The organism is Arthrobacter sp. TE26545 (assembly GCF_056279005.1).
Genome location: NZ_JBWBQM010000001.1, coordinates 3265204 through 3285707, shown reverse-complemented (window position 1 = coordinate 3285707; position 20504 = coordinate 3265204). Strand labels below are relative to the sequence as shown.

15 protein-coding genes are annotated in these 20504 nt (G+C 67.2%); 8 read left to right on the top strand and 7 right to left on the bottom strand.

Annotated features, from left to right (window positions below; all coding sequences use genetic code 11):
* Nucleotides 1–207 precede the first annotated feature (207 nt).
* The gene (locus ACZ9CK_RS14900) at nucleotides 208–963 is read left to right on the top strand and encodes an IclR family transcriptional regulator (protein ID WP_426299772.1); all 756 of its coding nucleotides are present in this window, start codon (nucleotides 208–210) and stop codon (nucleotides 961–963) included.
* A gap of 91 nt (nucleotides 964–1054) precedes the next feature.
* On the opposite strand, the gene ACZ9CK_RS14895 is transcribed toward ACZ9CK_RS14900, so the two are convergent.
* From ACZ9CK_RS14895 to pucL, 4 genes are all read right to left on the bottom strand, one after another.
* On the bottom strand, nucleotides 1055–2596 hold the full coding sequence (locus ACZ9CK_RS14895; RefSeq protein WP_426299770.1) for an NCS1 family nucleobase:cation symporter-1: 1542 nt from the start codon (nucleotides 2594–2596) through the stop codon (nucleotides 1055–1057).
* Between the two features lie 123 nt (nucleotides 2597–2719).
* Nucleotides 2720–3538: a MurR/RpiR family transcriptional regulator gene (locus ACZ9CK_RS14890; protein WP_476050324.1), complete on the bottom strand. Its 819-nt coding sequence runs from the start codon at nucleotides 3536–3538 to the stop codon at nucleotides 2720–2722.
* Between the two features lie 94 nt (nucleotides 3539–3632).
* The gene (locus ACZ9CK_RS14885) at nucleotides 3633–5117 is read right to left on the bottom strand and encodes a nucleobase:cation symporter-2 family protein (RefSeq protein WP_476050323.1); all 1485 of its coding nucleotides are present in this window, start codon (nucleotides 5115–5117) and stop codon (nucleotides 3633–3635) included.
* Nucleotides 5118–5297: 180 nt separating this feature from the next.
* Nucleotides 5298–6209: a factor-independent urate hydroxylase gene (pucL, locus tag ACZ9CK_RS14880; RefSeq protein WP_476050322.1), complete on the bottom strand. Its 912-nt coding sequence runs from the start codon at nucleotides 6207–6209 to the stop codon at nucleotides 5298–5300.
* A gap of 397 nt (nucleotides 6210–6606) precedes the next feature.
* On the opposite strand from pucL, the gene ACZ9CK_RS14875 reads away from it, so the two are divergent.
* Nucleotides 6607–6783, top strand: a complete 177-nt coding sequence (locus tag ACZ9CK_RS14875) for a hypothetical protein (RefSeq protein WP_426299762.1) — start codon at nucleotides 6607–6609, stop codon at nucleotides 6781–6783.
* A gap of 126 nt (nucleotides 6784–6909) precedes the next feature.
* Here the strand turns inward: ACZ9CK_RS14875 and ACZ9CK_RS14870 are convergent, their stop codons facing one another.
* Together ACZ9CK_RS14870 and ACZ9CK_RS14865 are read right to left on the bottom strand one after the other, a co-directional pair.
* On the bottom strand, nucleotides 6910–7350 hold the full coding sequence (locus ACZ9CK_RS14870) for an SRPBCC family protein (protein ID WP_476050321.1): 441 nt from the start codon (nucleotides 7348–7350) through the stop codon (nucleotides 6910–6912).
* A 9-nt stretch (nucleotides 7351–7359) separates the two neighbouring features.
* The gene (locus ACZ9CK_RS14865) at nucleotides 7360–7749 is read right to left on the bottom strand and encodes a hypothetical protein (protein WP_426299758.1); all 390 of its coding nucleotides are present in this window, start codon (nucleotides 7747–7749) and stop codon (nucleotides 7360–7362) included.
* Between the two features lie 150 nt (nucleotides 7750–7899).
* Between ACZ9CK_RS14865 and ACZ9CK_RS14860 the strand changes: the two genes are divergently transcribed.
* On the top strand, nucleotides 7900–11571 hold the full coding sequence (locus tag ACZ9CK_RS14860) for a BTAD domain-containing putative transcriptional regulator (RefSeq protein WP_476050320.1): 3672 nt from the start codon (nucleotides 7900–7902) through the stop codon (nucleotides 11569–11571).
* A 35-nt stretch (nucleotides 11572–11606) separates the two neighbouring features.
* Here ACZ9CK_RS14860 and ACZ9CK_RS14855 read toward each other — a convergent pair whose 3' ends face one another.
* Nucleotides 11607–13016: an 8-oxoguanine deaminase gene (locus ACZ9CK_RS14855; protein ID WP_476050319.1), complete on the bottom strand. Its 1410-nt coding sequence runs from the start codon at nucleotides 13014–13016 to the stop codon at nucleotides 11607–11609.
* 357 nt (nucleotides 13017–13373) lie between these two features.
* Between ACZ9CK_RS14855 and ACZ9CK_RS14850 the strand changes: the two genes are divergently transcribed.
* The 5 genes from ACZ9CK_RS14850 to ACZ9CK_RS14830 all read left to right on the top strand — a co-directional run bounded on the left by ACZ9CK_RS14850 (nucleotide 13374) and on the right by ACZ9CK_RS14830 (nucleotide 20481).
* Nucleotides 13374–13865 carry a nucleoside deaminase gene (locus ACZ9CK_RS14850; protein WP_426299752.1) on the top strand — a complete coding sequence of 164 codons (492 nt, stop codon included), beginning with the start codon at nucleotides 13374–13376 and terminating at the stop codon, nucleotides 13863–13865.
* Between the two features lie 15 nt (nucleotides 13866–13880).
* A complete protein-coding gene (locus ACZ9CK_RS14845) occupies nucleotides 13881–15413 on the top strand; it encodes an NCS2 family permease (protein ID WP_476050911.1) in 1533 nt (510 codons plus the stop codon).
* Between the two features lie 130 nt (nucleotides 15414–15543).
* Nucleotides 15544–16734, top strand: a complete 1191-nt coding sequence (locus tag ACZ9CK_RS14840; protein ID WP_476050318.1) for an XdhC family protein — start codon at nucleotides 15544–15546, stop codon at nucleotides 16732–16734.
* On the top strand, nucleotides 16725–17699 hold the full coding sequence (locus ACZ9CK_RS14835) for an FAD binding domain-containing protein (protein ID WP_476050317.1): 975 nt from the start codon (nucleotides 16725–16727) through the stop codon (nucleotides 17697–17699). Before ACZ9CK_RS14840 ends, ACZ9CK_RS14835 begins: the two co-directional genes overlap by 10 nt.
* The gene (locus ACZ9CK_RS14830; protein ID WP_476050316.1) at nucleotides 17689–20481 is read left to right on the top strand and encodes a molybdopterin-dependent oxidoreductase; all 2793 of its coding nucleotides are present in this window, start codon (nucleotides 17689–17691) and stop codon (nucleotides 20479–20481) included. Before ACZ9CK_RS14835 ends, ACZ9CK_RS14830 begins: the two co-directional genes overlap by 11 nt.
* Nucleotides 20482–20504 lie beyond the last annotated feature (23 nt).

Here is a 20504-nt window from a genome sequence, read left to right as displayed (position 1 = left end):
GAATGTCCTCCTGTTGCGGGTCCTTACGGACCGGTGTGCCTCGCTAGTGTTTTCGTATTATGGATATTATTATCTACAAAGTGGAAACACAAGCTTTCTACTGAAGGTGACCGCAGGGGGCTTTGGTGCGGTATCTTGAAAACCTAAACAACTTTTTTCACGATGCGGATAAGAGTTGTCGGATTCCGAGCCATAGGAGACAACGGAATGGCTGAAAAGCCCTCGGGAGGCGTGCAGTCCGTCGAGCGCGTCTTCGAACTGCTGGAACTGATCACGGATGCCGGCGGTGACGTTACGCTCAGCGAACTGTCGTCGTCGACCGATCTTCCGCTGCCCACCATCCACCGCCTGCTGCGTACCCTCGTGGCGCTGGGCTATATCCGGCAGCTTCCCAACCGCCGCTACGCCCTGGGGCCGCGGCTGATCCGGCTTGGCGACGGCGCCAACAAGCAACTCGGCGCACTGGCGCGTCCGCAGCTGAAGTCGCTGGTGGACCGCCTGGGTGAAACCTCGAACATGGCCGTGCTGGATTCGGACATGGTCATTTACGTCGCACAGGTTCCCTCGCCGCACTCCATGCGCATGTTCACCGAGGTGGGCCGCCGCGCCCACACCCATGACACCGGCGTCGGCAAGGCGATCCTGGCGCAACTGGATGACGAGGTGGTCCGCGGGATCGTGGCCCGCACGGGTATGCCCACGCCCACCGCGAAGAGCATCGGCGACATCGATGCGCTGCTGCATGACCTCAAGCTCATCCGGGAACGCGGCTACTCGATCGACGAAGAAGAGCAGGAGCTCGGAGTGCGGTGCTTCGCCATGGCCGTTCCCAATGCTCCGACGCCCACGGCCATCTCCGTCTCCGGTCCGGTCACCCGCGTGGACCAGGGCTTCGGCGAGCGTGCCGTGCCCATGCTTCGCGAAGCGGCCCAGGCGATTTCCGTGGAGCTGAACCGGAACTGAGCACCTAAGCGCAGCTAACCCGGCGCGAACGTACAGTTGGGGCCCTGGAATCCGCGGATCCGGGGCCCCAGCTGTACGCTCGGCCATTTGCCTAGGCCTCGGGGAGGGCTCCGTCGTTGACCTCGCCGCCGTCGTGGTCGATGTTGATCATCGGCGAGCTCTTCTCGAGCCGGCGGAAGACCACCAGGCCCAGGCCGCAGCCGATGAACCAGCTGTAGTTGCCCAGCCAGGTGGCATCCACGCCGGTGGCGCCGGTGTCGAGGAGCAGCTTGGGAATGATGACCGAGGCGATGGACACGGCGCCGCTGATGGCCACCGCCTTGATGGCATTGGGGTTGTAGCCGTTCCTGAACCAGTATTTGCCGGCCGGATCCATGGTGTACATCTCGTCCACCCAGACCTTCTGCCGGCTGACCAGGTAGTACCCGGCGATCAGGATGCCGAACAGCGGGCCGATGAGTGCGCCCAGGATGCCCAGCGAGTAGTGGATGGCCGTGGCGTTGCTGTACCAGTTCCACGGGAGCAGGATCACGGAGCCGACGGCGGCGATCATGCCGCCCGTGCGCCAGCTGATCCGGTGCGGGGCGACGTTGGAGAAATCGAAGGCCGGCGAGATGAAGTTGGCCACGATGTTGATGCCCACGGTGGCGGTGACGAAGGTCAGGCCGCCCAGCAGGATGGCGAACGGGGTGTCGATCCGCTCCACGGTGTGGATGGGGTCCGTGAGGAGCTCGCCGAAGACCGGAACGGTGGCCGACGCCGTGATGACGGTCAGCAGCGAGAAGAACAGGAAGTTGACCGGCAGGCCGAGTAGGTTGCCCTTCTTGACTGCCTTGAACGAGCTGCCGTAGCGGGCGAAATCGCCGAAGTTCAGCATGGGGCCGGAGAAGTAGGACACCACGATCGCGATCGCGCTGAGCATCACCGGGATGGAGGACCAGAAGTCCAGCGGTTCGCCCACGGAGAGGTCCAGGCTGATCTTGTCCCAGCCCGCCTGGGACACCAGGTAGATGGCCAGGACGATCATGACGACGTAGACGGCGGGGCCGGCGAAGTCGATGAACTTGCGGATGGTTTCCATGCCGTTCCAGAACACCGCGGCCTGCGCCACCCAGAGGATCGCATAGGAGATCCAGCCGAGGGCTGACAGGCCCAGGAAGGAGTACTCAGTGGCGAGGGCGTGGGTGGCGGGGATGAACTTCAAGAAGATGATGTTCAGCGACTCGGCGGCCAGGAAGGTCTGCACGCCGTACCAGGCGATGGCGATAAGGCCGCGGATGACCGCCGGGATGTTCGCGCCCTTGACGCCGAAGATCGCGCGGTTGATCACGGGGTAGGGGACGCCGGTCTTCTGGCTCGGCTTGGCCACCAGGTTGGTGAACACCTGCACGATCACGATGCCGATGATCAGCGACAGGAGCACCTGCCAGCTCGCAATTCCCAGGGCGAAGAGGCTGCCGGCGGTGACGTAGCCGCCCACGCTGTGCACGTCGGACATCCAGAAGGCGAAGATGTTGTAGGCGCCCCAGCCCTGCTTCTCCAGCGGGACGAGGTCCTTGTTGGCGAGGCGGTGGTCATACCCGGGCTTGACGGCGCCGGCGTCGGTGCCGGCCGCGGTCACAAGTTCAGCCATGTTGCTCCTCAGGGGTAGGTTCACGGCCGGACCGACCGTTTCATAAACCCAAGTTTGTGGAACGGATGTTACACCGCTGTTTCTGCCTGAAGAAGACCTTGTGTATTACGGGATCGCCGCGGTTCAGGACTCCAGTTCGCCCAGGGCGCTGAAGATGCCTGTCGCCTCCCGGATCCGGTCCCGGCCGGCTTTCGCGCGCACCGCGAGCACCCCGTTGGCGAGCACGCTCATGAGGCTCATGGCCGAGGCGTAGCTGTCGAAGGCCGACACGCTGTCCACCGGGCATTCAAGCCAGATGTCCGCCTGGGACGCAAAGCGGCGGGCGCTTGGATCGCCGATCAGCACCGTGGTGGCGCCGCCTGCGGCAGCCGCCTCGAGGACGGCCGCGAAGGCCGCCGGCCGCCGTCGGAATCCCAGCAGCAGGACGACGTCGTCCGTTCCGTACCCGGCCAGTTCCTCACCGATGCTTTGGCCCGGCTGCGGGGCGGCGGCCACGCTCGCGCGGCATTGCAGCAACTGCTGGCGCAGGTGCAGCGCGAGCGGAAAGCTGTTGCGGAAGCCGATCAGCAGCAGCTGCCTGGCGGAGGCCAGCGCCTCCGCGGCAGCGGTGAGCTGGCCGGCGTCGAGCTGTTCGAAGGCGCGGCGCAGGTTCTCCAGCTCATGGGCCAGGTGCGCGGCGAGGTCGCCCTCTTCATGGGCGGCCACGGGGACCCCGGTGGCGCGCAGGGTCCGGGTGTGCTCCTTGACCTCGTTGAAGTCCGCGAAGCCGAGCCGGCGGAACAGCCGGCTCATGGTCGCCTTGGAAACTCCGCTGAGGCGGGAGAGTTCGGCGGCGTTGTACATGGCGAGATCGCCCAGATGGTCCAGGAGGGTGTCAGCCGCCTTCTGTTCCTGCGGCCCCAGCTCGGGGTAATGCCGCCCGATGCGCTCGTCGATCCTCATGAAACAACCGTCTCACGAAGCGAGCCGCCGGACACGCTGGTGTCCGGCGGCTCTTACCATTCAATACTGAAGCTTCGTCGTTGAAACCTCCTTCTTAGTGGTCGGCGGATGTTTTGATGGGGACCTCGTTGCCGTCGGCATCGATCAGTTTGCCGTTTTCGAAACGGTCGCCGTGCGCCAGGCAGGCGAGGTCGGCTTCGGTTACCACGCGTGCCGTACCGGCCACGAACACCGACTGGTTGTCGGAGTTGCCCTTCTTGAAGTGGTTGAAGAGCACGTTCAGCAGGATGGCCATCACGGCCGCGGAGCTGATGCCGGAGTGGAAGATCGTGGAGAACCAGGACGGGAAGTGGTCGTAGAACTTGGGGGCGGCGATCGGGATCATGCCGAAGCCGATGGATGCCGCCACCACGATCAGGTTCATGTTGTTGCGGTATTCCACCTTGGCCAGGGTACGGATGCCGCTGGCTGCCACGGTGCCGAAGAGCACGACGCCGGCCCCGCCAAGTACGGGGGTCGGGACCGCCGCGACCACCCGGCCGAGGACGGGCAGGAGGCCGAGGATTACCAGGATGAGGCCGCCGGCGCTGACCACGAAGCGGCTCTTGACGCCGGTGATCGCCACGAGCCCGACGTTCTGGGCGAAGGCGCTCTGCGTGAAGGAGTTGAAGATCGGCGAAATGGCGCTGGAGAGCATGTCCGCGCGCAGGCCGTTGCCGATGCGCTTGGAGTCCACCTTGGTGTCAACGATTTCACCGACGGCGATGATGTCCGCCGAGGTTTCGGTCAGCGTGACCAGGATGACGATCAGCATCGAGACGATCGACGCGATTTCGAAGGTGGGCATGCCGAAGGCGAAGGGGGTGGGGAAGGCGACGATGTCGCCCTGGCCCACCTTGGAAAAGTCAGCCATGCCCGTGACGGCTGCGATGACGGTGCCGATGATCATGGCCAGCAGGATCGACAGCCGCGAGATCGCGGCGTTGCCCACCTTGCTCAGCAGCAGCACAACGGCGGTGGTGGCGGCGGCGAGGCCGATGTTCGCCACGCTGCCGTAGTTGTCGGCCTTGGCGTTTCCGCCCATCGCCCAGTTGGCTGCCACCGGCATCAGGGTCAGGCCGATCGTCGCGATCACCGTGCCGGTGACCACCGGCGGGAAGAATCTGATGATCTTCGCGAACAGGGGAGTGATGGCCAGGCCGATCAGCGAGGCCACGATGACCGAGCCGAAGACCGCCTGGATGCCGCCGCCGCCGTTGACGATCGCCACCATCGTGGACACGCCGGCAAAGGAGACGCCCTGGACGAGGGGCAGCTGAGAGCCGAAGAAGGGGATGCCCACGGTCTGGAGGATGGTGGCGAGCCCGCCGACGAAGAGACAGGCGGCGATCAGCAGGCCGATGTCCTGCGAGGACATTCCGGCGGCCGCGCCAATGATGAGGGGCGGGGCGATGATTCCGCCGTACATGGTCAGGACGTGCTGGAATCCGTAGGCGAAGGAGCTGCCGATGGAAAGGCGTTGGTCTTCGGGCCGGGTGCTGGGGCTCCCTGCGGGACGGGTTTTCTTCTTGGTGTTCATGGCAGACTTCCTGATTTGGGGCAGACACCTTGATCTGGCTGATATGTCTGGCTAACAATCCGAGCCGAAGAACGGCTTTTGGCTATGGCCTGGGGTCTTTTGGGTATGGCTGAGGCCGGGGTGGCCGGAACCAGGTGCTGTTCAGCCCTGGCGCCGGCCAACCCGGAAACGGAGAAAGGTTTAGCAGAAGCCGGCGATGCCGTCCCAGGCGTTGCCCGGATCGGAGATCAGGTCGCGCTCGAAGTTGGCTTCGATGAGCCCGTACGGGCGGTCCGCCGCGAAGAACACTTCGTTCGGGTTGTCCAGGCCGAAGGGGCTCAGGTCCACCACGAAGTGGTGCTTGTTGGGGGTGGAGAAGCGGAGCTCGTCGATCTCAGGGTGGGCGTCCAGGACCTTCTGGGCCATCTGGTACAGGGTCTCCTGCAGGGCCTTGGAGTACTGCTCGGAGAAGCCTTCCAGCAGGAGCGCCTTCACGGATTCGTACGCGGCGTTGTAGTCGATCCTGCCTTCTGCGACGGCGTCGTTGTTGTAGCGCCAGCGGGCAGAAACAGCGGTGGCCAGGATGCGGTCCGAAGTTTCCTGCAGGGTGGTGTACTTGTCCTTCGGGTAGCCCTCGAAGCCGGACTGGGTGGACTTCAGCACCGTGAGGTCGCTCAGGCCGGAGATGACGTAGGTGGAATTGCCTTCGCGGACCACCACGGCATTGCGAACTTCCTGGCCCTTGCGGACGAAGGAGTGGTTGTGCTCCTTGCCGTTGGCGATGATGCGCTCCCAGGCATACTGTTCGGCTTCCCAGCGGCCGCCGGTCACCCAGTCGAATTCGCCGGTGAAGTGGTCCGCCAGGCGGAGCAGGAACTGTTCCGGGGAGCCGATGCCGTCGCGGGCGAAGGCATAGACCGTGTTCTTCTGGGTGTCGGTGGGAACCACCCGGCCGTTGTCGCCCTCGAAATGGGCAGCGCTGAAGTCGCCGCGCAGCTGGGAAGTAACGTTGAGGTCTTCGATCTCGTGGCGGTCGGTGTCGCGGGTGATTTTGACGACGCGGTTTTCCGCCTTGCCGTACTGGTTCTTGCCGAGGACGATCTTGCTGCTCATGGTCTGTCTCAACTTTCCTGGTGGGCGGGGCCCGTCCACCGTGGTGTCGTGCGCCGTGCGGCGCCTGTTATGGCGGACGCCGGCAACAAAAAAGAGCCAGCATCCATTAATGCCAGCTCATTACGACCCTGCCTGCTGCTCCCAGGTTTCGTGACCTGAGTCACGAGTTGCTGAAAAGACTAGCGCGGGATTCCGGTCTTGTGAAGGGGGTCACGCGATCGCCTGCAACTTTCCGAATATGACCGGACGGGACATCGCAGGCCGCGGACGGCTCTTGACGCGGCAGGGGAAGCTGCCTACGCTTTCCACATAACAATAAAAGTTTTCCGAACTACGGAAAATTACGTACGGAAAATGAAGTACGGAAAATTTATGGACTACGAATGAGGAGGAACAGATGGACCAGCAGGAGAACAAGAACGTCGTGGATTTCCCGGCCCCCGGCCAGGAGCTGTACCTGCCGTTCGGCTCCACGGACCCGGACTTCTACATTCCGGCCGACTGCGACCGTACCTCCAGCGGATTTTCCCGCTGGCTCCGTGCGCTCCCGGTGTTCGGCCGGCAACGTCCCTGAAGTCCTGCCTTCGGGAGACGTAAGGACTCTGCGCAACAGAGCCATGAAGCGGGCGGCATCTGGGGAGGTGCCGCCCGCTTTTCCATCTGCTGCGGAGTCCGCGCCAGTGGCTAGCAAGTGCGGGGCTCAATGGCCGGCGGTCTCGAGAACCCTCTTGAGGTTGGTGAGAAAGCCCGCGTTGCGCCTGCGCATCATCCCGCCGGTAAACGGCGCCATGATCCTCAGCATCCCGTGTGGCTCCATGTCGAGACGACGGGTGATCCGCGAGCCGGCGCCGTCGGGCTCCACGGTGAGCGTTAGGACCGGCTCGAACTTGCCGATCTGCGATGTGAGCACGACCCGGCGCGGGGGCTCGTACACAGTGACGGTGCCCGTCCCTTCGGACAGCCCCATGAACGGTTTGAACCGGGTCCGGAAAGTGGCGCCGGCCGTGGTCGATCCCGGCCCTGCGTACTCCGCCTCGAGGATGTCGGTGTGCCACTGCGGGTCGTTGCGTATGTCGGACACGAAAGCGAACACTTCCTCAGCGGGCCGGTCGATCCATTCGCTGCTCTCAAAGCTGATCATCACCCCTCCTTAACGGACCGTGCTGCGGGTGAAGCCCGCCAGGTGTTCCGGAAGGTATCGCTCGGGGACGTGCGGGTCGGACCATGGCTCCAGGAGTTCGGCGAGCCGCGGCGACTTCTCGCCGTAATACTGCTCGAGCTCGGTCGTGTCCATCCAATCCACGCCACCTGAGAGGTGCTTGCTGATCAGCTCCATGTGGGTCGCCATCGAGTCTGCATCCGGGTGGACCTGGACGCAGGTTACGCGGCGGGTGTCCTCGTCGATGTAGAAGTTGAACGAAATGAGCCGCGGCTCGTTGATCTCGACAAACTCGGTGTGCTCAGCCAGGTACTTCCTCGCTTCCTCGACCCTGCCTTCCTTGATCGTCCAATTGCCGACGTATGCGAATGTTCCGGTCATGGTGTCTCTCCTTTGCTTTCTTGTTGGGTGTCCTCTATGGGCTTTTCTCCATGCTCTGCCCTGCCGCTAACGCCTCGCTAAAGCCGGATCCGGCCGGGATCCGGCGGTGCTAAATTGGTGCACGGGAGAATCTGGCGAAGGCGGCTGTCGGTGGAATTCCGCATCCTCGGGCCGATGGAGGTTCGCGAAGGGACCCGGCGCCTCGACGTACCGGGCGGACGCGCCCGTGCCCTCCTCGCGATGCTGGTCCTGCATGCGGACGACGCCGTCCCTTCCGGGCGTCTTGTCGACGAGCTGTGGGGCGAGCAGCCCCCTCCCACCGCGAACACTGTCGTGCAGATGCATGTCTTGAAACTGCGCAAGCTGCTCGAGCCTGACCGCGAAGCCCCCGGACGCCCGTCGCTGTTGGTCACCCAGGGAAGCGGCTACCGGCTGGCAATTGATCCGGGGGACGTTGACGCCGGCCGCTTCAAGCAGCTCCTCGACCAGGCCGCCGGCCAGCCGGCGGAGCCGCGCTCCAGACTCCTCGCGAAGGCACTGGCGCTCTGGCGCGGCCCGGCACTAGTCGACTTCACTTTCCATCCGTTCGCCCAGGGCACCATCGCCGCCTTGGAAGAATTGAGGCTGTCCGCGCTCGAGGCGCGCATCGAGGCAGACCTCGAGATCGGCCGGGAGCACGGCTTGGTCACCGAGCTCGACCAACTCGTCGCCGAGCACCCCTTCCGGGAGCGACTGCGTGGCCTGCAGATGCTCGCCCTTTACCATGCGGGTCGCCAGGCCGATGCACTCGCGGCGTACCGTGCCGCCCGGGACCTGCTCGTGGACGAGCTGGGCATCGAGCCCGGTCCCGATCTGCGCGAGATCGAGGCCGCGGTGCTCCGCCAGGACCCCTCACTCAGGGGGCTGCCCCCGACACGGGCCCTGACCGAGGGCTGGCTGCCTCACGAGCGCCGCATGGTCACGGTGGTCGGTCTCGAGATCGTGCCTGCGGCGGACGACGCCATGGACGCCGAAGCCCTGGCTGCAGCCGGTGCGCGTGCCAACGAGGTTGCCGCTGCGGTGCTGCACACTTATGGCGCACGCGTGGAGCAGGTCGTGGGTGGCCTGATGGTCGCGTTCTTCGGGTTTCCGGTGGCGCACGAGGACGACGCCGTGCGAGCGGTGCGTGCCGCCGTCGAGGTCTGCGACCGGGTCGCGACTGTCGACGAGCCGCTCGTTCGCCATGCCGCGCGGGTCGTCGTCGAGACCGGCGACATCGTGGTCAGTGGATCGGGCGGGTCGCTTGCGGACATGGTGTCGGGCCCGGCGGTCACCTCCGCATTCCGGCTCCAGCGACTCGTACGCGACAGTGACGTCGTCGTGGGCCCGCGCACCCTGCAGCTCGTTCGCGGCGCGGCCGTTGCAGTACCCGTGCCAGGTGCGTCCGCAGCGTGGCGGGTCATCGGGATGATGGACGACTCTCACGGCAGGCTCCGCTTTGACTCCGCGATCGTGGGACGGGCGGAGGAGTTGGTCAGGATCCGTGCTGCATTCCAGGCGGCCGGCCGGGCCGGTGTGCCGAGGCGCTTCACGGTGGTGGGCGAGGCCGGCGTCGGCAAGACCCGGCTCGCCGCAGCCTTCGCCGACAGCGTCAATGGCAGAGCCTTGGTCGCCTGGGGGCGCTGTGCGTCGTACGGCGAAGGCATCACGTTCCTGCCGCTCCGCGAGGCTCTCCTCGACGCGGCCGGCGACCGTGGGTGGCCGGCGCTGGCCGAGCTTGTGCCAGAGGACTCCGCGGTAGTGGCCACCGGTCTGGGTCTGGCCGCAGGTACGGACAATGTGCCCGCCATGTTGCGTGCAACGGTGCGGCTGCTGGATGCACTCTCCGCCAGGCAACCTCTCCTGCTGGTGCTCGACGACCTGCACTGGGCCGAGCCGACACTGCTCGACCTGATCGACCAGGCCGTCGGCTCCGGGAAAGGCCGGCTGTTCGTGCTCTGTCTCGGGCGCCCCGAACTGCTGGACCAACGCCCCGAGTGGACCGACGCGCTATTTCTTGAGCCGCTTCCCGCCGATGACGTGGCGGTGTTGCTGCGGGGCCGCGCACCCGGGATCGACGATGAGGCCGTCACGGCCATAGTCGACCGCGCCCGCGGGAATCCGCTGTTCGCCGAACAACTCCTCGCGGCGCAGGAGGAGGCGGACCTTGACGCACTCCCGGCGTCACTCCGGGCTCTCCTCGCGGCGCGTCTGGACCGGCTCGGTCCCGGCGAGCGGGACCTGCTAAGAGTCGCGGCGGTGGTCGGTGACGACTGTAGTCGCGACGCGCTGGCGGCGCTGTTACCGGACGGCGCTAAGGCCTACGTCGAGCGGCATCTCTCCACTCTCGAGCGCCGGCGCCTGTTGACGAGCGGGAACAATAGCGTGGTCCGCTTCGGACACGTGCTTATCCGCCTCGCGGCCTACCGCTCCATGACGCACCCGGACCGCGCCGCGCTGCATCGACGCTACGCCGAATGGCTCGTGGACGAGGCGCCGCAGCAGCCACCCGAGCTCGACGAGATCGTGGGCTACCACCTGGAGCAGGCGGTACTCAGCCTTCGAACCATCGGCGCCGGCGACGATGCCCTGGCGGCCCAGGCGGTTGCGCACCTTTCCCGCGCAGGAGAACGCGCCGTCGCCAGATCCGATCAGACCGCGGCCCAGAACCTCCTGTCCCGGGCGCGGGCAATGATGGCCAGCGACGACTCTGCGCGTGCGACGCTCACCCAGGGCCTCGCCGAGGTCGATCTCGTGCTCGGCCGGTTCGCAGAGGCACAGCAGCTTCTGCTCGAGTTGGCCCAGCGTGCCGCCGACGCGGGCGACGAGGCTGCCGCACGGGCGGCCCGGCTCGAGCACGCCCGCATCCAGTTCATCGTCGGTCCGGATCCGGTGCCGTTGTCGTCGATCGAGCGGGAAGCCGCCGAGGCGGAGTCATTTTTTTCCGCACGCGACGACGACGGCGGCCGCTGCCGCGCGGTCTTTCTGGAAGCCTGTGTCCAGGTGAGGCAGGGCCGCCTCATCGAGGCGGAGCGGGCTTTCCGGGCTAATATCGAGCTCGCAGACCGGGCGGACAGCATTCGGGAACAAATGGCGAACCGCTGGATGCTCGCAGAGGTGCTCGCCAACGGTCCGGTACCGGCTCGCCAGTGCCTGTCCGAGATCGAGGCCATCGCTCTGCCGGGTATTGAGCACCCCGGATTGCTGATCCACGCGGGCGTCCTGCGCGCAATGGAGCGCCGCTTCGACGAGGGCCGGGAGCTGCTCGACCGAGCCCAGCGGGCTGTGCAGGAAACCCTGCACGCGCCGCGCCTCCTCATGTTCGTGGCCGCGGCCCGCGGAGCGGCCGAGCTCCTCGCCGGCAACCTCCACACCGCCGAGGCGGCCCTGCGGACCTGGCTCGACAATGCCAGACGTACCGGCGAGCGGGAAAACCTGCCGGCAGCTGCTGCCCGGCTCTCGCTGCTACTGCACGAGATGGAGCGCCTCGACGAGGCTGCCGAGCTGGCCGCACTGGCAACCGCGACCGCACCTGCCGAGGGTGTCGAGGCACAGGCCCTCTCGGCAGCGGCGTCCGCGATGGTCGCGGCCTCGAGAGACCCGGACAGGGCACTTGACCTTGCCCTCGAGGCACTTCGCTGGGCGCCGGCCGAGATGCCGAACCTGCGCGGCGACGTGCACCGTACCGTGGCCGGCGTATGCTCCGCCCGCGGCGACCGTGCCAGGGGTGACGCCGCTCTTGCGGAAGCTGCGCGCTGCTATCGGGCCAAGGGAAACCTGGCCGCAGTGGCTCGTCTGCGCTGAAGCATCATCTGGCTCACCGCTTTCGGAGTCACACCCTAGCCGGCAATGAGCTTCCGCGCCGCCGCTGAGTGCCTTGCCATCAGCTCAGGTACGTCCAGCTCCGGTATAGCGCCGTCAATCACCCGCCACCTGCCGCCCACCATCACGCGGTCGGCCCGGTCCGCGCCGCACAGCAGCAGTGCGGCTACCGGATCATGGCTGCCGGAGAACCGCAGTTCGTCCAGTGTGAACATGGCCAGGTCCGCCTGCAGCCCCGGCGCCAGCTGCCCGATGTCCGAGCGGCCCAGCACTGCCGCCGATCCCCGCGTCGCCCACCCGAGGGCCCGCTCCACCGGAACGTCCGCGCCGTAGCGCAGCCGCTGCAGGTACAGTGCCTGCCTGGCCTCGAGGATCATGTTCGAGGCGTCGTTGGAGGCCGATCCGTCCACGCCCAAGCCCACCGGGACCCCGGCGTCCTCGAGTTCCAGCACACGTGCGGTGCCGGACGCGAGCCGCATGTTCGACGTCGGGCAGTGCGCGACGGCGGTGCCCGCGGCTCCCAGCCGGGCGATCTCGCCGTCGTCGAAATGGATGCCGTGGCCCAGCCAGGTGCGGCTGCCCAGCCAGCCGACGCTCTCCAGGTAGTCCACGGTGCGCAGGCCGAACATCTCACGGCAGAAGTCCTCCTCATCGAGGGTCTCGGCCAGATGCGTGTGCAGGCGGACGCCGCCCTTCTCGGCCAGGGCCGCGCTCTCGACCATGATCTCCTTGGTGACCGAGAACGGCGAACACGGAGCCAGCGCAATCTGGATCACGGCGCCCTCCCCGGGCTCGTGGTATTCGCGGATCAGCCGTTCACTGTCGGCCAGGATCGCGTCCGGGCGCTGGACGGTGGACCGCGGCGGCAGCCCGCCGTCGTCCTCGCCCAGGGTCATGGAACCGCGGGTGAGGGTTGCCCGCATGCCCATCCGCCGCACCACGGCGGCTTCGATGTCGATGGCGTCCTGCACGCCGGCCGGGAACAGGTAGTGGTGGTCCGCCGAGGTGGTGCAGCCGGAGAGCAGCAGCTCGGCAAGGGCCACCTCGACGGCGGGTTCCAGGCTTTCGGGGGTCAGCCGCGCCCAGACGGGGTAGAGGTTCTGCAGCCAGGGGAACAGGGGCGCGTTGGCCACCGGCCCCCAGGCGCGGGTGAGGGTCTGGTAGAAGTGGTGGTGCGTGTTGACCAGGCCCGGCAGCAGGACGTGCAGGCCGGCGTCGAAGGCCTCATCGCACGGAGCGGACGGCTGCCCGCCGGCGGGCACGAGCTCGGCGATTCTTCCGTCGCTGACCACCAGCCCGCCGCCGGCGTCGAGGCCGTTCGCGGTGAACGCGGCGAGGGGATTCTTGATCCAAAGCCTGGGCGCGGCAGGGGCGCCGGTTGCGGCAGCTCCGGAGGGAGCAGGGATTCCGGGCGGGACATTGGCCATGAGGGCCTCCTTTGGCTGTTTGCGGAATGCTAGCCAGCTCAGTTAGGCCCTGTCTGCTGATCCAGGTATGGCGCCAGCGTACGGTCGGCTGCGATCGGGGTCAATGTGGCCGGTCGTGAACCCCACGAAACACAGATTTCACATGACGAAATTAAATTTCCAGAAACCTATGGCGCGGCTCACAACGCGGTGCTAATCTCTAACTGCCAAAGGCGGGCACCCGGATCCCGGGAAGCTATCTACCAGGCGCAACTCAACCTTCATCGCAAATGCTGAAGCCTGGTAACCGCAGCACAGTTCTGTCCCCCAAGGTGTTTCCCGGTCACCAGCGCTTCCTCAGCAAAAGGAAGTCGCACAATGAGTACAACCGTCACGGCCGAAAAGTTCCTGGCCACCTCCATCGAATTGGCAACTGCCAACGTCCTGAACAGCGGCGGGCCCTTCGGCGCCGTCATCGTCACCGCGGACGGCAGGGCCTTCGAAGGCGTCAACCGCGTCACCGCCAGCAACGATCCCACGGCCCACGCTGAAGTCACCGCCATCCGCAACGCCTGCCGCGAGCTCGGAACCTTCGATCTCAGCGGCGCCACCCTCTACACCAGCTGCGAACCATGCCCCATGTGCCTGGCCTCGGCCCTCTGGGCACGCATCGGGAACGTCGTGTTCGCTGCGGACAGGCACGATGCTGCCTCCGTCGGTTTCGACGACGCCGTCTTCTACGAGTACTTCGAGAACGATGACCGTGACCAGCTCATGCCGGTCCGGAAACTCGACCTCGCCCAGGGCGCCCCGGATATCCTCCAGCCGTTCAATACCTGGAACACCCTCGATTCCAGGATCGACTACTAGGACCCGGTGTCTGAAATGACAATCCTGGACAACTCCGCGGAAAAGCAAGCGGCTGCCAAGGCCGCCAAGAAAGCCGCCAAGGCGGCCAACCCGACGCCGGTCCCCAACCCGGCGCCGCCCACCTCCTTCCTGGATGCCTTCTTCCAGATCACCAAGCGTGGCTCCACGCTGGCCCGCGAGTTCCGCGGCGGCGTGGTCACCTTCTTCACGATGGCCTACATCGTCATCCTCAACCCCCTGATCCTGGGCGGGTTCTCGGCAGCAAACGCCCCCGCCGACGTCGCCGGTGGCTGGCTGCCTGCAGCACAGGTGGGTGCCGTCACCGGGCTCACGGCCGGCGTCATGACCATTGTCTTCGGGCTCATCGCGAACCTCCCGTTCGGCCTCGCCGCGGGCCTGGGCATCAACTCCTTCCTGGCTGTGGCCGTGATCCACGAGGTGACCTGGCCCGAAGCCATGGGCCTGGTGGTCATCAACGGCATCCTGATCGTGCTCTTCGGCATCACCGGGGCACGGACCGCGATTTTCAAGGCCGTGCCGAAGGAACTCAAGGCCGCCATCACGGTGGGCATCGGGCTCTTCATCGCCTTCATCGGCTTCGTGGACTCCGGCTTCATCCAGCGCACAGCCGGTGGACCGCCGGTGCAGCTGGGCACCGACGGATCCATCAGCACCATTCCCACGCTGGTGTTCATCGCGGGCCTGCTGGTCATGGGCATCCTGGTGGCGCGCAAGATCCAGGGCGGGCTGCTGATCGGGATCGTGGCCACCACGGTGCTGGCCGCCGTCGTGGAAGCCGTCATGCACATCGGCCCCGGCGGCAAGGACAACCCCGGCGGCTGGCACCTGAACACCCCGGTGCTCTCCGGGCAACTGGTGGCCCTTCCGGACCTGGGCCTCGTGGGCCAGTTCGATCTCTTCGGCTCCTTCGCACGGATTGGTGGCTTGGCGGCGACCATGCTGGTGTTCACCCTCGTGTTCACCAACTTCTTCGACGCCATGGGCACCATGACGGGCCTGGCCAAGAGCTCCGGCGTGGCGTACAAGGACGGCACGTTCCCCCGGCTGAAGTCGGCCTTCATCGTCGAAGGCATGGGGGCCGTGATGGGCGGGGCCACCTCCGGTTCGTCCAACACGGTATACATCGATTCCGCCGCAGGCATCGGCGAAGGCGCCCGCACGGGCCTGGCCTCGGTGGTCACCGGCGTGCTGTTCCTGGGTTCGATGTTCTTCACCCCGCTGACCTCCGTAGTCCCCATCGAGGTTGCCGCCGCGGCCCTCGTGGTGGTCGGCGCGATGATGATGGCCCAGATCCGGGAGATCAACTTCACCAAGTTCTCGGTGGCGCTGCCCTCCTTCCTGACCATTGTCACGATGCCGCTGAGCTACTCGATCGCCAACGGCATCGGCGTCGGATTCGTCTCCTACGCCGTTGTGAGCGCCGCCTCCGGCCGGGCCCGGAAGGTCCATCCGCTCATGTGGGTGGTCACCGTGGGCTTCCTGGTCTACTTTGCGCGCGGCCCCATCAACACCCTGCTCGGCGTCTAGCCGGCGCGGGGCCTGCCCTGCCCCGCCTCCTTCCCAGAACCGGGGGGAAGAACAAGACTAGGGGCAGGATCGCGAACCGTTCCGGGCGGGGCCTCCCGCCCGGAACGTCACGGTAAAGGAAGTGTTCTCCATGCTGGATCTGATGCCGACCCTTGGCAGCTGGCAGCCCGCCCTGAGCGGCCAGCGCTGCGCCGTCGCCACCATCGTGGCCTGCGGCGGTTCCGTTCCCCGGCCTACGGGCACCTCGATGCTGGTTTCCGAACACGGCGAGGTCCTGGGCAGCCTGTCCGGCGGCTGCGTCGAAGGCGCCGTCGTCGAGGCGGCCCTTGAATCGATGCGCGACGGCGGCAGCCGCCTTGAGCTGTTCGGCTACAGTGCCGAGGACGCCTTCGCCGCCGGGCTCAGCTGCGGCGGCGAACTGGAAGTCCACATCGAGCCGGCCGACCCGGCCGCACTCGCAGGGCTAAGCGCGCTGGCCGGCAGGGACGCAGGCACCGGGCTGGCGCTCATCCGCAGGCTCGACGCCCCGGGCGCCGTCGTCGTCGACGATCCTTCGGCCTTCCGCGCCGTAGCTTCGGCCGAACTGGGGCGCCTGTTGGGAAACGATCCCGTGGTGCTCGGCGCAGCGGCCGCCCAGCTCGAACCGCTGCTGCGCGGCGGACGCGCCGGGCTGGTGCGCCTCGAATCGCCCGGGGGCTGTGATCCGGACACCGAACCCGTCACCCTCTTCGTCGAAAGCCGGCTGCCCGCCCCGCGCATGCTGGTCTTCGGCGCCAATGACTTCGGTGCGGCCCTGGTCCCGGCCGGGAAGTTGCTCGGCTACCACGTGACCTTGTGCGATGCCCGGCCGGCGTTCACCGGCCAGGAACGCTTCCGTGCCGCCGACCAACTGGCCACTGCCTGGCCGCACCGTTACCTCGCCGCCGAGGCCGCCGCCGGCCGGATCGACCCACGCACCGTGGTGTGCGTGCTCAGCCACGATCCCAAGTTCGACATCCCGCTCCTGCGCACCGCCCTGGACCTGAACCTCGCCTATGTGGGGGCCATGGGATCGAGGCGCAGCCACCGCCAGCGCGTGGACTCGCTCCTGGCCGAAGGCGCCACGGCCGAGGCCCTGCAACGGCTCCATTCCCCGATCGGCCTGGACCTGGGCGCGGTCACCCCCGCCGAAGTTGCGGTGTCAGTCACGGCGGAAATCATCGCGTCCCGGGGCGACGCCTCAGCCGCGCCCCTCAGGGACCGCAGCGGCCCCATCCACGCAACAACGTCACCAACCACGGCTTCAGCAAGCACGGCCCGAAAGGCAGAACCATGGACATGAACACCATCGAGGCGGTGGTGCCCACCACCGACCCGGCCGAATGGCGCGACGGCGACGCCTGGCTGGCAGGCGGAACGGTCCTGTTCTCGTACGGCAGCTTCGCCTTCGGCCGTTCCGTCTCCGACGGCGGGCCGCTGCGGCGCCTGCTGGACCTCGGCCAGGCCGGCTGGACCCCCGTCTCCGTGAGCGATGCCGGCATCGAACTTGCCGCCACCTGCACGGTCGCGGAGCTCTATGCCCTTCCGGAATCCGCTTCCGTAGCCGGGCGCGGCTGGTCCGGGCTGGACCTTGTGCGGCCGTGCTGCGACTCCTTTGTGGCCTCCTTCAAGGTGTGGAACATGTCCACCGTGGGCGGCAACATCTGCACCTCGCTGCCGGCCGGGCCCATGATCTCCCTGTGCGCCGGGCTCGACGCCACCGCCACCATCCTCGGCCCCGGCGGCAGCTCCCGCACCGTCCCGGTGGCGGACTTCGTCACCGGCGACGCCAGCAACGGCCTGGCCCCCGGCGAGCTGCTGCGCAGCATCTTCCTCCCGGCGTCCGCTCTGTCCGCCAAAGTGGCGTTCCGCCGGCTCTCGCTGAGCAACCTCGGCCGCTCCGGCGTGCTGCTGACCGGACGTCTGGATCCCGACGACGGACTGGTCCTGACGGTCACGGCCGCCACCAAACGCCCGGTGCAGCTGCGCTTCGCCGCGGCGGAGCTGCCGGACCCGCAGCAGCTGGCCGCCGCCGTCGAACACTCGATTCCGGCGGAGCTGTACCACGACGACATCCACGGCCTGCCCGCCTGGCGCCGCGACATGACGTTCCGCCTGGCGGAGGAAATCCGCGCCGAACTCCTGGGCGAAGGAATCCGGGTGTCGGGCGACTTCTGGAGCCCCGCCGGACAACCGCATGCCACCTCCGCGCAACCTTCCGCTGCCCAGACCCCCGCCCCCACGAAGGAGGCCCCGAATGGCAATTGAAATCAACGGAACCCCCGCCGCGGGGTCGCCACGCCCGGGCCAGTGCCTGCGGACCTTCCTGCGCGAACAGGGAAACCTCGGGGTCAAGAAAGGCTGCGACGGCGGCGACTGCGGCGCCTGCACCGTCCACGTGGACGGCACCCCCGTGCACAGCTGCATCTACCCCGCGGTGCGCGCCGAGGGGCACTCGGTGACCACCATCGAGGGCCTGCCGGCGTCCGCGGGCTGCGCCGAGGGGGAGTTGCATCCCGTGCAGGAGCAGTTCCTGGAAAACCAGGGCTTCCAGTGCGGTTTCTGCACGGCGGGCATGATGATGACCGCCGCCACCTTCGACGAGGAGCAGAAGGCCAACCTGCCGCGCAGCCTCAAGGGCAACCTCTGCCGCTGCACCGGCTACCGCTCCATTGCCGACGCAGTCTGCGGCACGGGCGGGCACAGCGGCGAGCGTTCCGGCCAGCAGGGTTCGGGTCAGCTCGGCGATAACGTTCCCGCCCCGGCGGGGCACGCCGTCGTCACCGGCACCGCCCGCTACACGCTCGACGTTCCGCCGGAGCAGCTGCCCGGCCTGCTGCACCTGAAGCTGCTGCGCTCGCCGCACGCCCATGCCCGGATCGTGTCCATCGACACCGCGGCGGCGCTGCGGGTTCCCGGCGTGGTGGCCGTCTTCACCCACGAGGACGCCCCGGCGCAGCTGTTCTCCACCGCGCAGCACGAGCTCTACACGGACGACCCCGACGACACCCGGGTGCTGGACGACGTGGTGCGCTTCATCGGGCAGCGGGTGGCCGCCGTCGTCGCCGACTCGGTGGCCGCGGCGGAAGCGGGGGCACGCGCCGTCGAGGTCGAATACGAATTGCTGGACGCCGTCTTCACCCCGGCCGACGCCCTGAAACCCGGCGCTCCTGCCGTCCATGGCGAGAAGGACGGCGAAGCGAGCCGGATCTCCCGGCCCCTGGAGAACGTGGTGGCCGAGGTCCACTCCGAACTGGGCGACATGGCCGCGGGCTTCGCTGCCGCCGACGTCATCCACGAGAAGACCTACCGCACCCAGCGCGTGCAGCACGTAGCCATGGAAACGCATTCCTCGATCGCGTGGCTCGACGACGAGGACCGGCTGGTGGTCCGCAGTTCCAGCCAGGTGCCGTTCCTTGTCAAACGGACCCTGGCCCGGGTCTTCGAGCTGCCGGAGGACCGCGTCCGGGTGGTCGCCGGCCGGGTGGGCGGAGGGTTCGGCAGCAAGCAGGAGGTGCTCACCGAAGACCTCGTGGCCCTCGCCGCGCTGAAGCTGCGCCGCCCCGTGCAGGTGGAATTCACCCGTACCGAACAGTTCACCGCCACCACCACGCGCCACCCCTTCACCATCAAGCTCAAGGCCGGGGCCAACAGGGAGGGACTGCTCACCGCGCTGCAACTGGACGTGGTCACCAACACCGGCGCCTACGGAAACCACGCCCCCGGAGTCATGTTCCACGGCTGCGGCGAATCCCTCGCGGTGTACAAGTGCGCCAACAAGAAGGTGGACGCGCGGGCCGTGTACACCAATACGGTTCCGGCCGGTGCCTTCCGCGGCTACGGGCTGAGCCAGGTGATCTTCGCGATCGAATCCGCCATCGATGAGCTCGCCGAGGGCATCGGCATGGACCCGCTGGACTTCCGGCTTAGGAACATGGTCCGTCCCGGCGACGACATGCTCTCCATCCAGCCGGAGCCGGAAGAGGATGTGCACTACGGCAGCTACGGCCTGGAACAATGCATCCAGCTGGTGCGGGATGCGCTCGAGCGCGGGGGAGAACGTTACCGGAATGCCGGCCTCGACGATCTTGGCCCGGAATGGGTCACCGGCACCGGTTCCGCGTTGTCCATGATCGACACCGTCCCGCCGCGCGGCCACTACGCCCACACCCGCCTGCGCCTGCTGCCGGACGGCACGTACGACGCCGCCGTCGGGACCGCGGAGTTCGGCAATGGCACCACCACGGTTCACGCCCAGCTCGCGGCGACGGCGCTGGGTACCCGGGCCACGGAAGTGGCGGTGCGGCAGTCCGATACCGACCTCGTGGAGCACGACACCGGTGCCTTCGGTTCCGCCGGCACCGTGGTGGCCGGGCAGGCGACCCTGCTCGCCGCCCAGGAACTGGCCCGCCGGATCCGGACCGTGGCGTCTACGCTGAGCGACGTCCCGGAAGCGGACTGCGTGCTCGACGGCGGCGCCGTCATATGCGGCGGACGCAGCCTGCCGCTGGGGGAGGTGTACCGCGCGGCGCACCGGGCCGGCGTCGAACTTTCCGCCGAGGGCCGCTGGGGCGGCACCCCGCGTTCGGTCGCGTTCAACGTCCACGGCTTCCGGGTGGCCGTGAACACCGGGACCGGGGAACTACGGATCCTGCAGAGCGTGCAGGCCGCCGACGCCGGCGTTGTGGTCAATCCCCGGCAGTGCCGCGGGCAGATCGAGGGCGGGATCGCGCAGGCGATCGGCGTTGCGCTGTACGAGGAAGTGAAAGTGGACGACGCCGGCCGCGTCACCACTGACATCCTGCGGCAGTACCACATCCCCTCCTTCGCGGACGTGCCGCGCAGCGAGGTCTACTTCGCCTCGACGAACGACGAACTCGGCCCGCTGGGTGCGAAGTCGATGAGCGAAAGCCCCTTCAACCCGGTGGCCCCGGCGCTCGCGAACGCCATCCGCAACGCCACGGGGGTGCGCTTCGCCGAACTGCCGATCGCCCGGGACAAGATCTACCTGGGGTTGAAGGAGAAGGCCCGGGAAGAGGTCGGCGTCTAAGGAAGCCAGCCCAACTGACTTGC

Excerpts from the sequence above, each read along its gene's own strand:
- ACZ9CK_RS14885 (WP_476050323.1), bottom strand. The coding sequence starts at position 5,117 with ATGAACACCAAGAAGAAAACCCGTCCCGCAGGGAGCCCCAGCACCCGG.
- ACZ9CK_RS14850 (WP_426299752.1), top strand. The coding sequence starts at position 13,374 with ATGAGTACAACCGTCACGGCCGAAAAGTTCCTGGCCACCTCCATCGAA.
- pucL (WP_476050322.1), bottom strand. The coding sequence starts at position 6,209 with ATGAGCAGCAAGATCGTCCTCGGCAAGAACCAGTACGGCAAGGCGGAA.
- ACZ9CK_RS14840 (WP_476050318.1), top strand. The coding sequence starts at position 15,544 with ATGCTGGATCTGATGCCGACCCTTGGCAGCTGGCAGCCCGCCCTGAGC.
- ACZ9CK_RS14900 (WP_426299772.1), top strand. The coding sequence starts at position 208 with ATGGCTGAAAAGCCCTCGGGAGGCGTGCAGTCCGTCGAGCGCGTCTTC.
- ACZ9CK_RS14875 (WP_426299762.1), top strand. The coding sequence starts at position 6,607 with ATGGACCAGCAGGAGAACAAGAACGTCGTGGATTTCCCGGCCCCCGGC.
- ACZ9CK_RS14870 (WP_476050321.1), bottom strand. The coding sequence starts at position 7,350 with ATGATCAGCTTTGAGAGCAGCGAATGGATCGACCGGCCCGCTGAGGAA.
- ACZ9CK_RS14845 (WP_476050911.1), top strand. The coding sequence starts at position 13,881 with ATGACAATCCTGGACAACTCCGCGGAAAAGCAAGCGGCTGCCAAGGCC.
- ACZ9CK_RS14830 (WP_476050316.1), top strand. The coding sequence starts at position 17,689 with ATGGCAATTGAAATCAACGGAACCCCCGCCGCGGGGTCGCCACGCCCG.
- ACZ9CK_RS14855 (WP_476050319.1), bottom strand. The coding sequence starts at position 13,016 with ATGGCCAATGTCCCGCCCGGAATCCCTGCTCCCTCCGGAGCTGCCGCA.
- ACZ9CK_RS14865 (WP_426299758.1), bottom strand. The coding sequence starts at position 7,749 with ATGACCGGAACATTCGCATACGTCGGCAATTGGACGATCAAGGAAGGC.
- ACZ9CK_RS14895 (WP_426299770.1), bottom strand. The coding sequence starts at position 2,596 with ATGGCTGAACTTGTGACCGCGGCCGGCACCGACGCCGGCGCCGTCAAG.
- ACZ9CK_RS14890 (WP_476050324.1), bottom strand. The coding sequence starts at position 3,538 with ATGAGGATCGACGAGCGCATCGGGCGGCATTACCCCGAGCTGGGGCCG.
- ACZ9CK_RS14835 (WP_476050317.1), top strand. The coding sequence starts at position 16,725 with ATGGACATGAACACCATCGAGGCGGTGGTGCCCACCACCGACCCGGCC.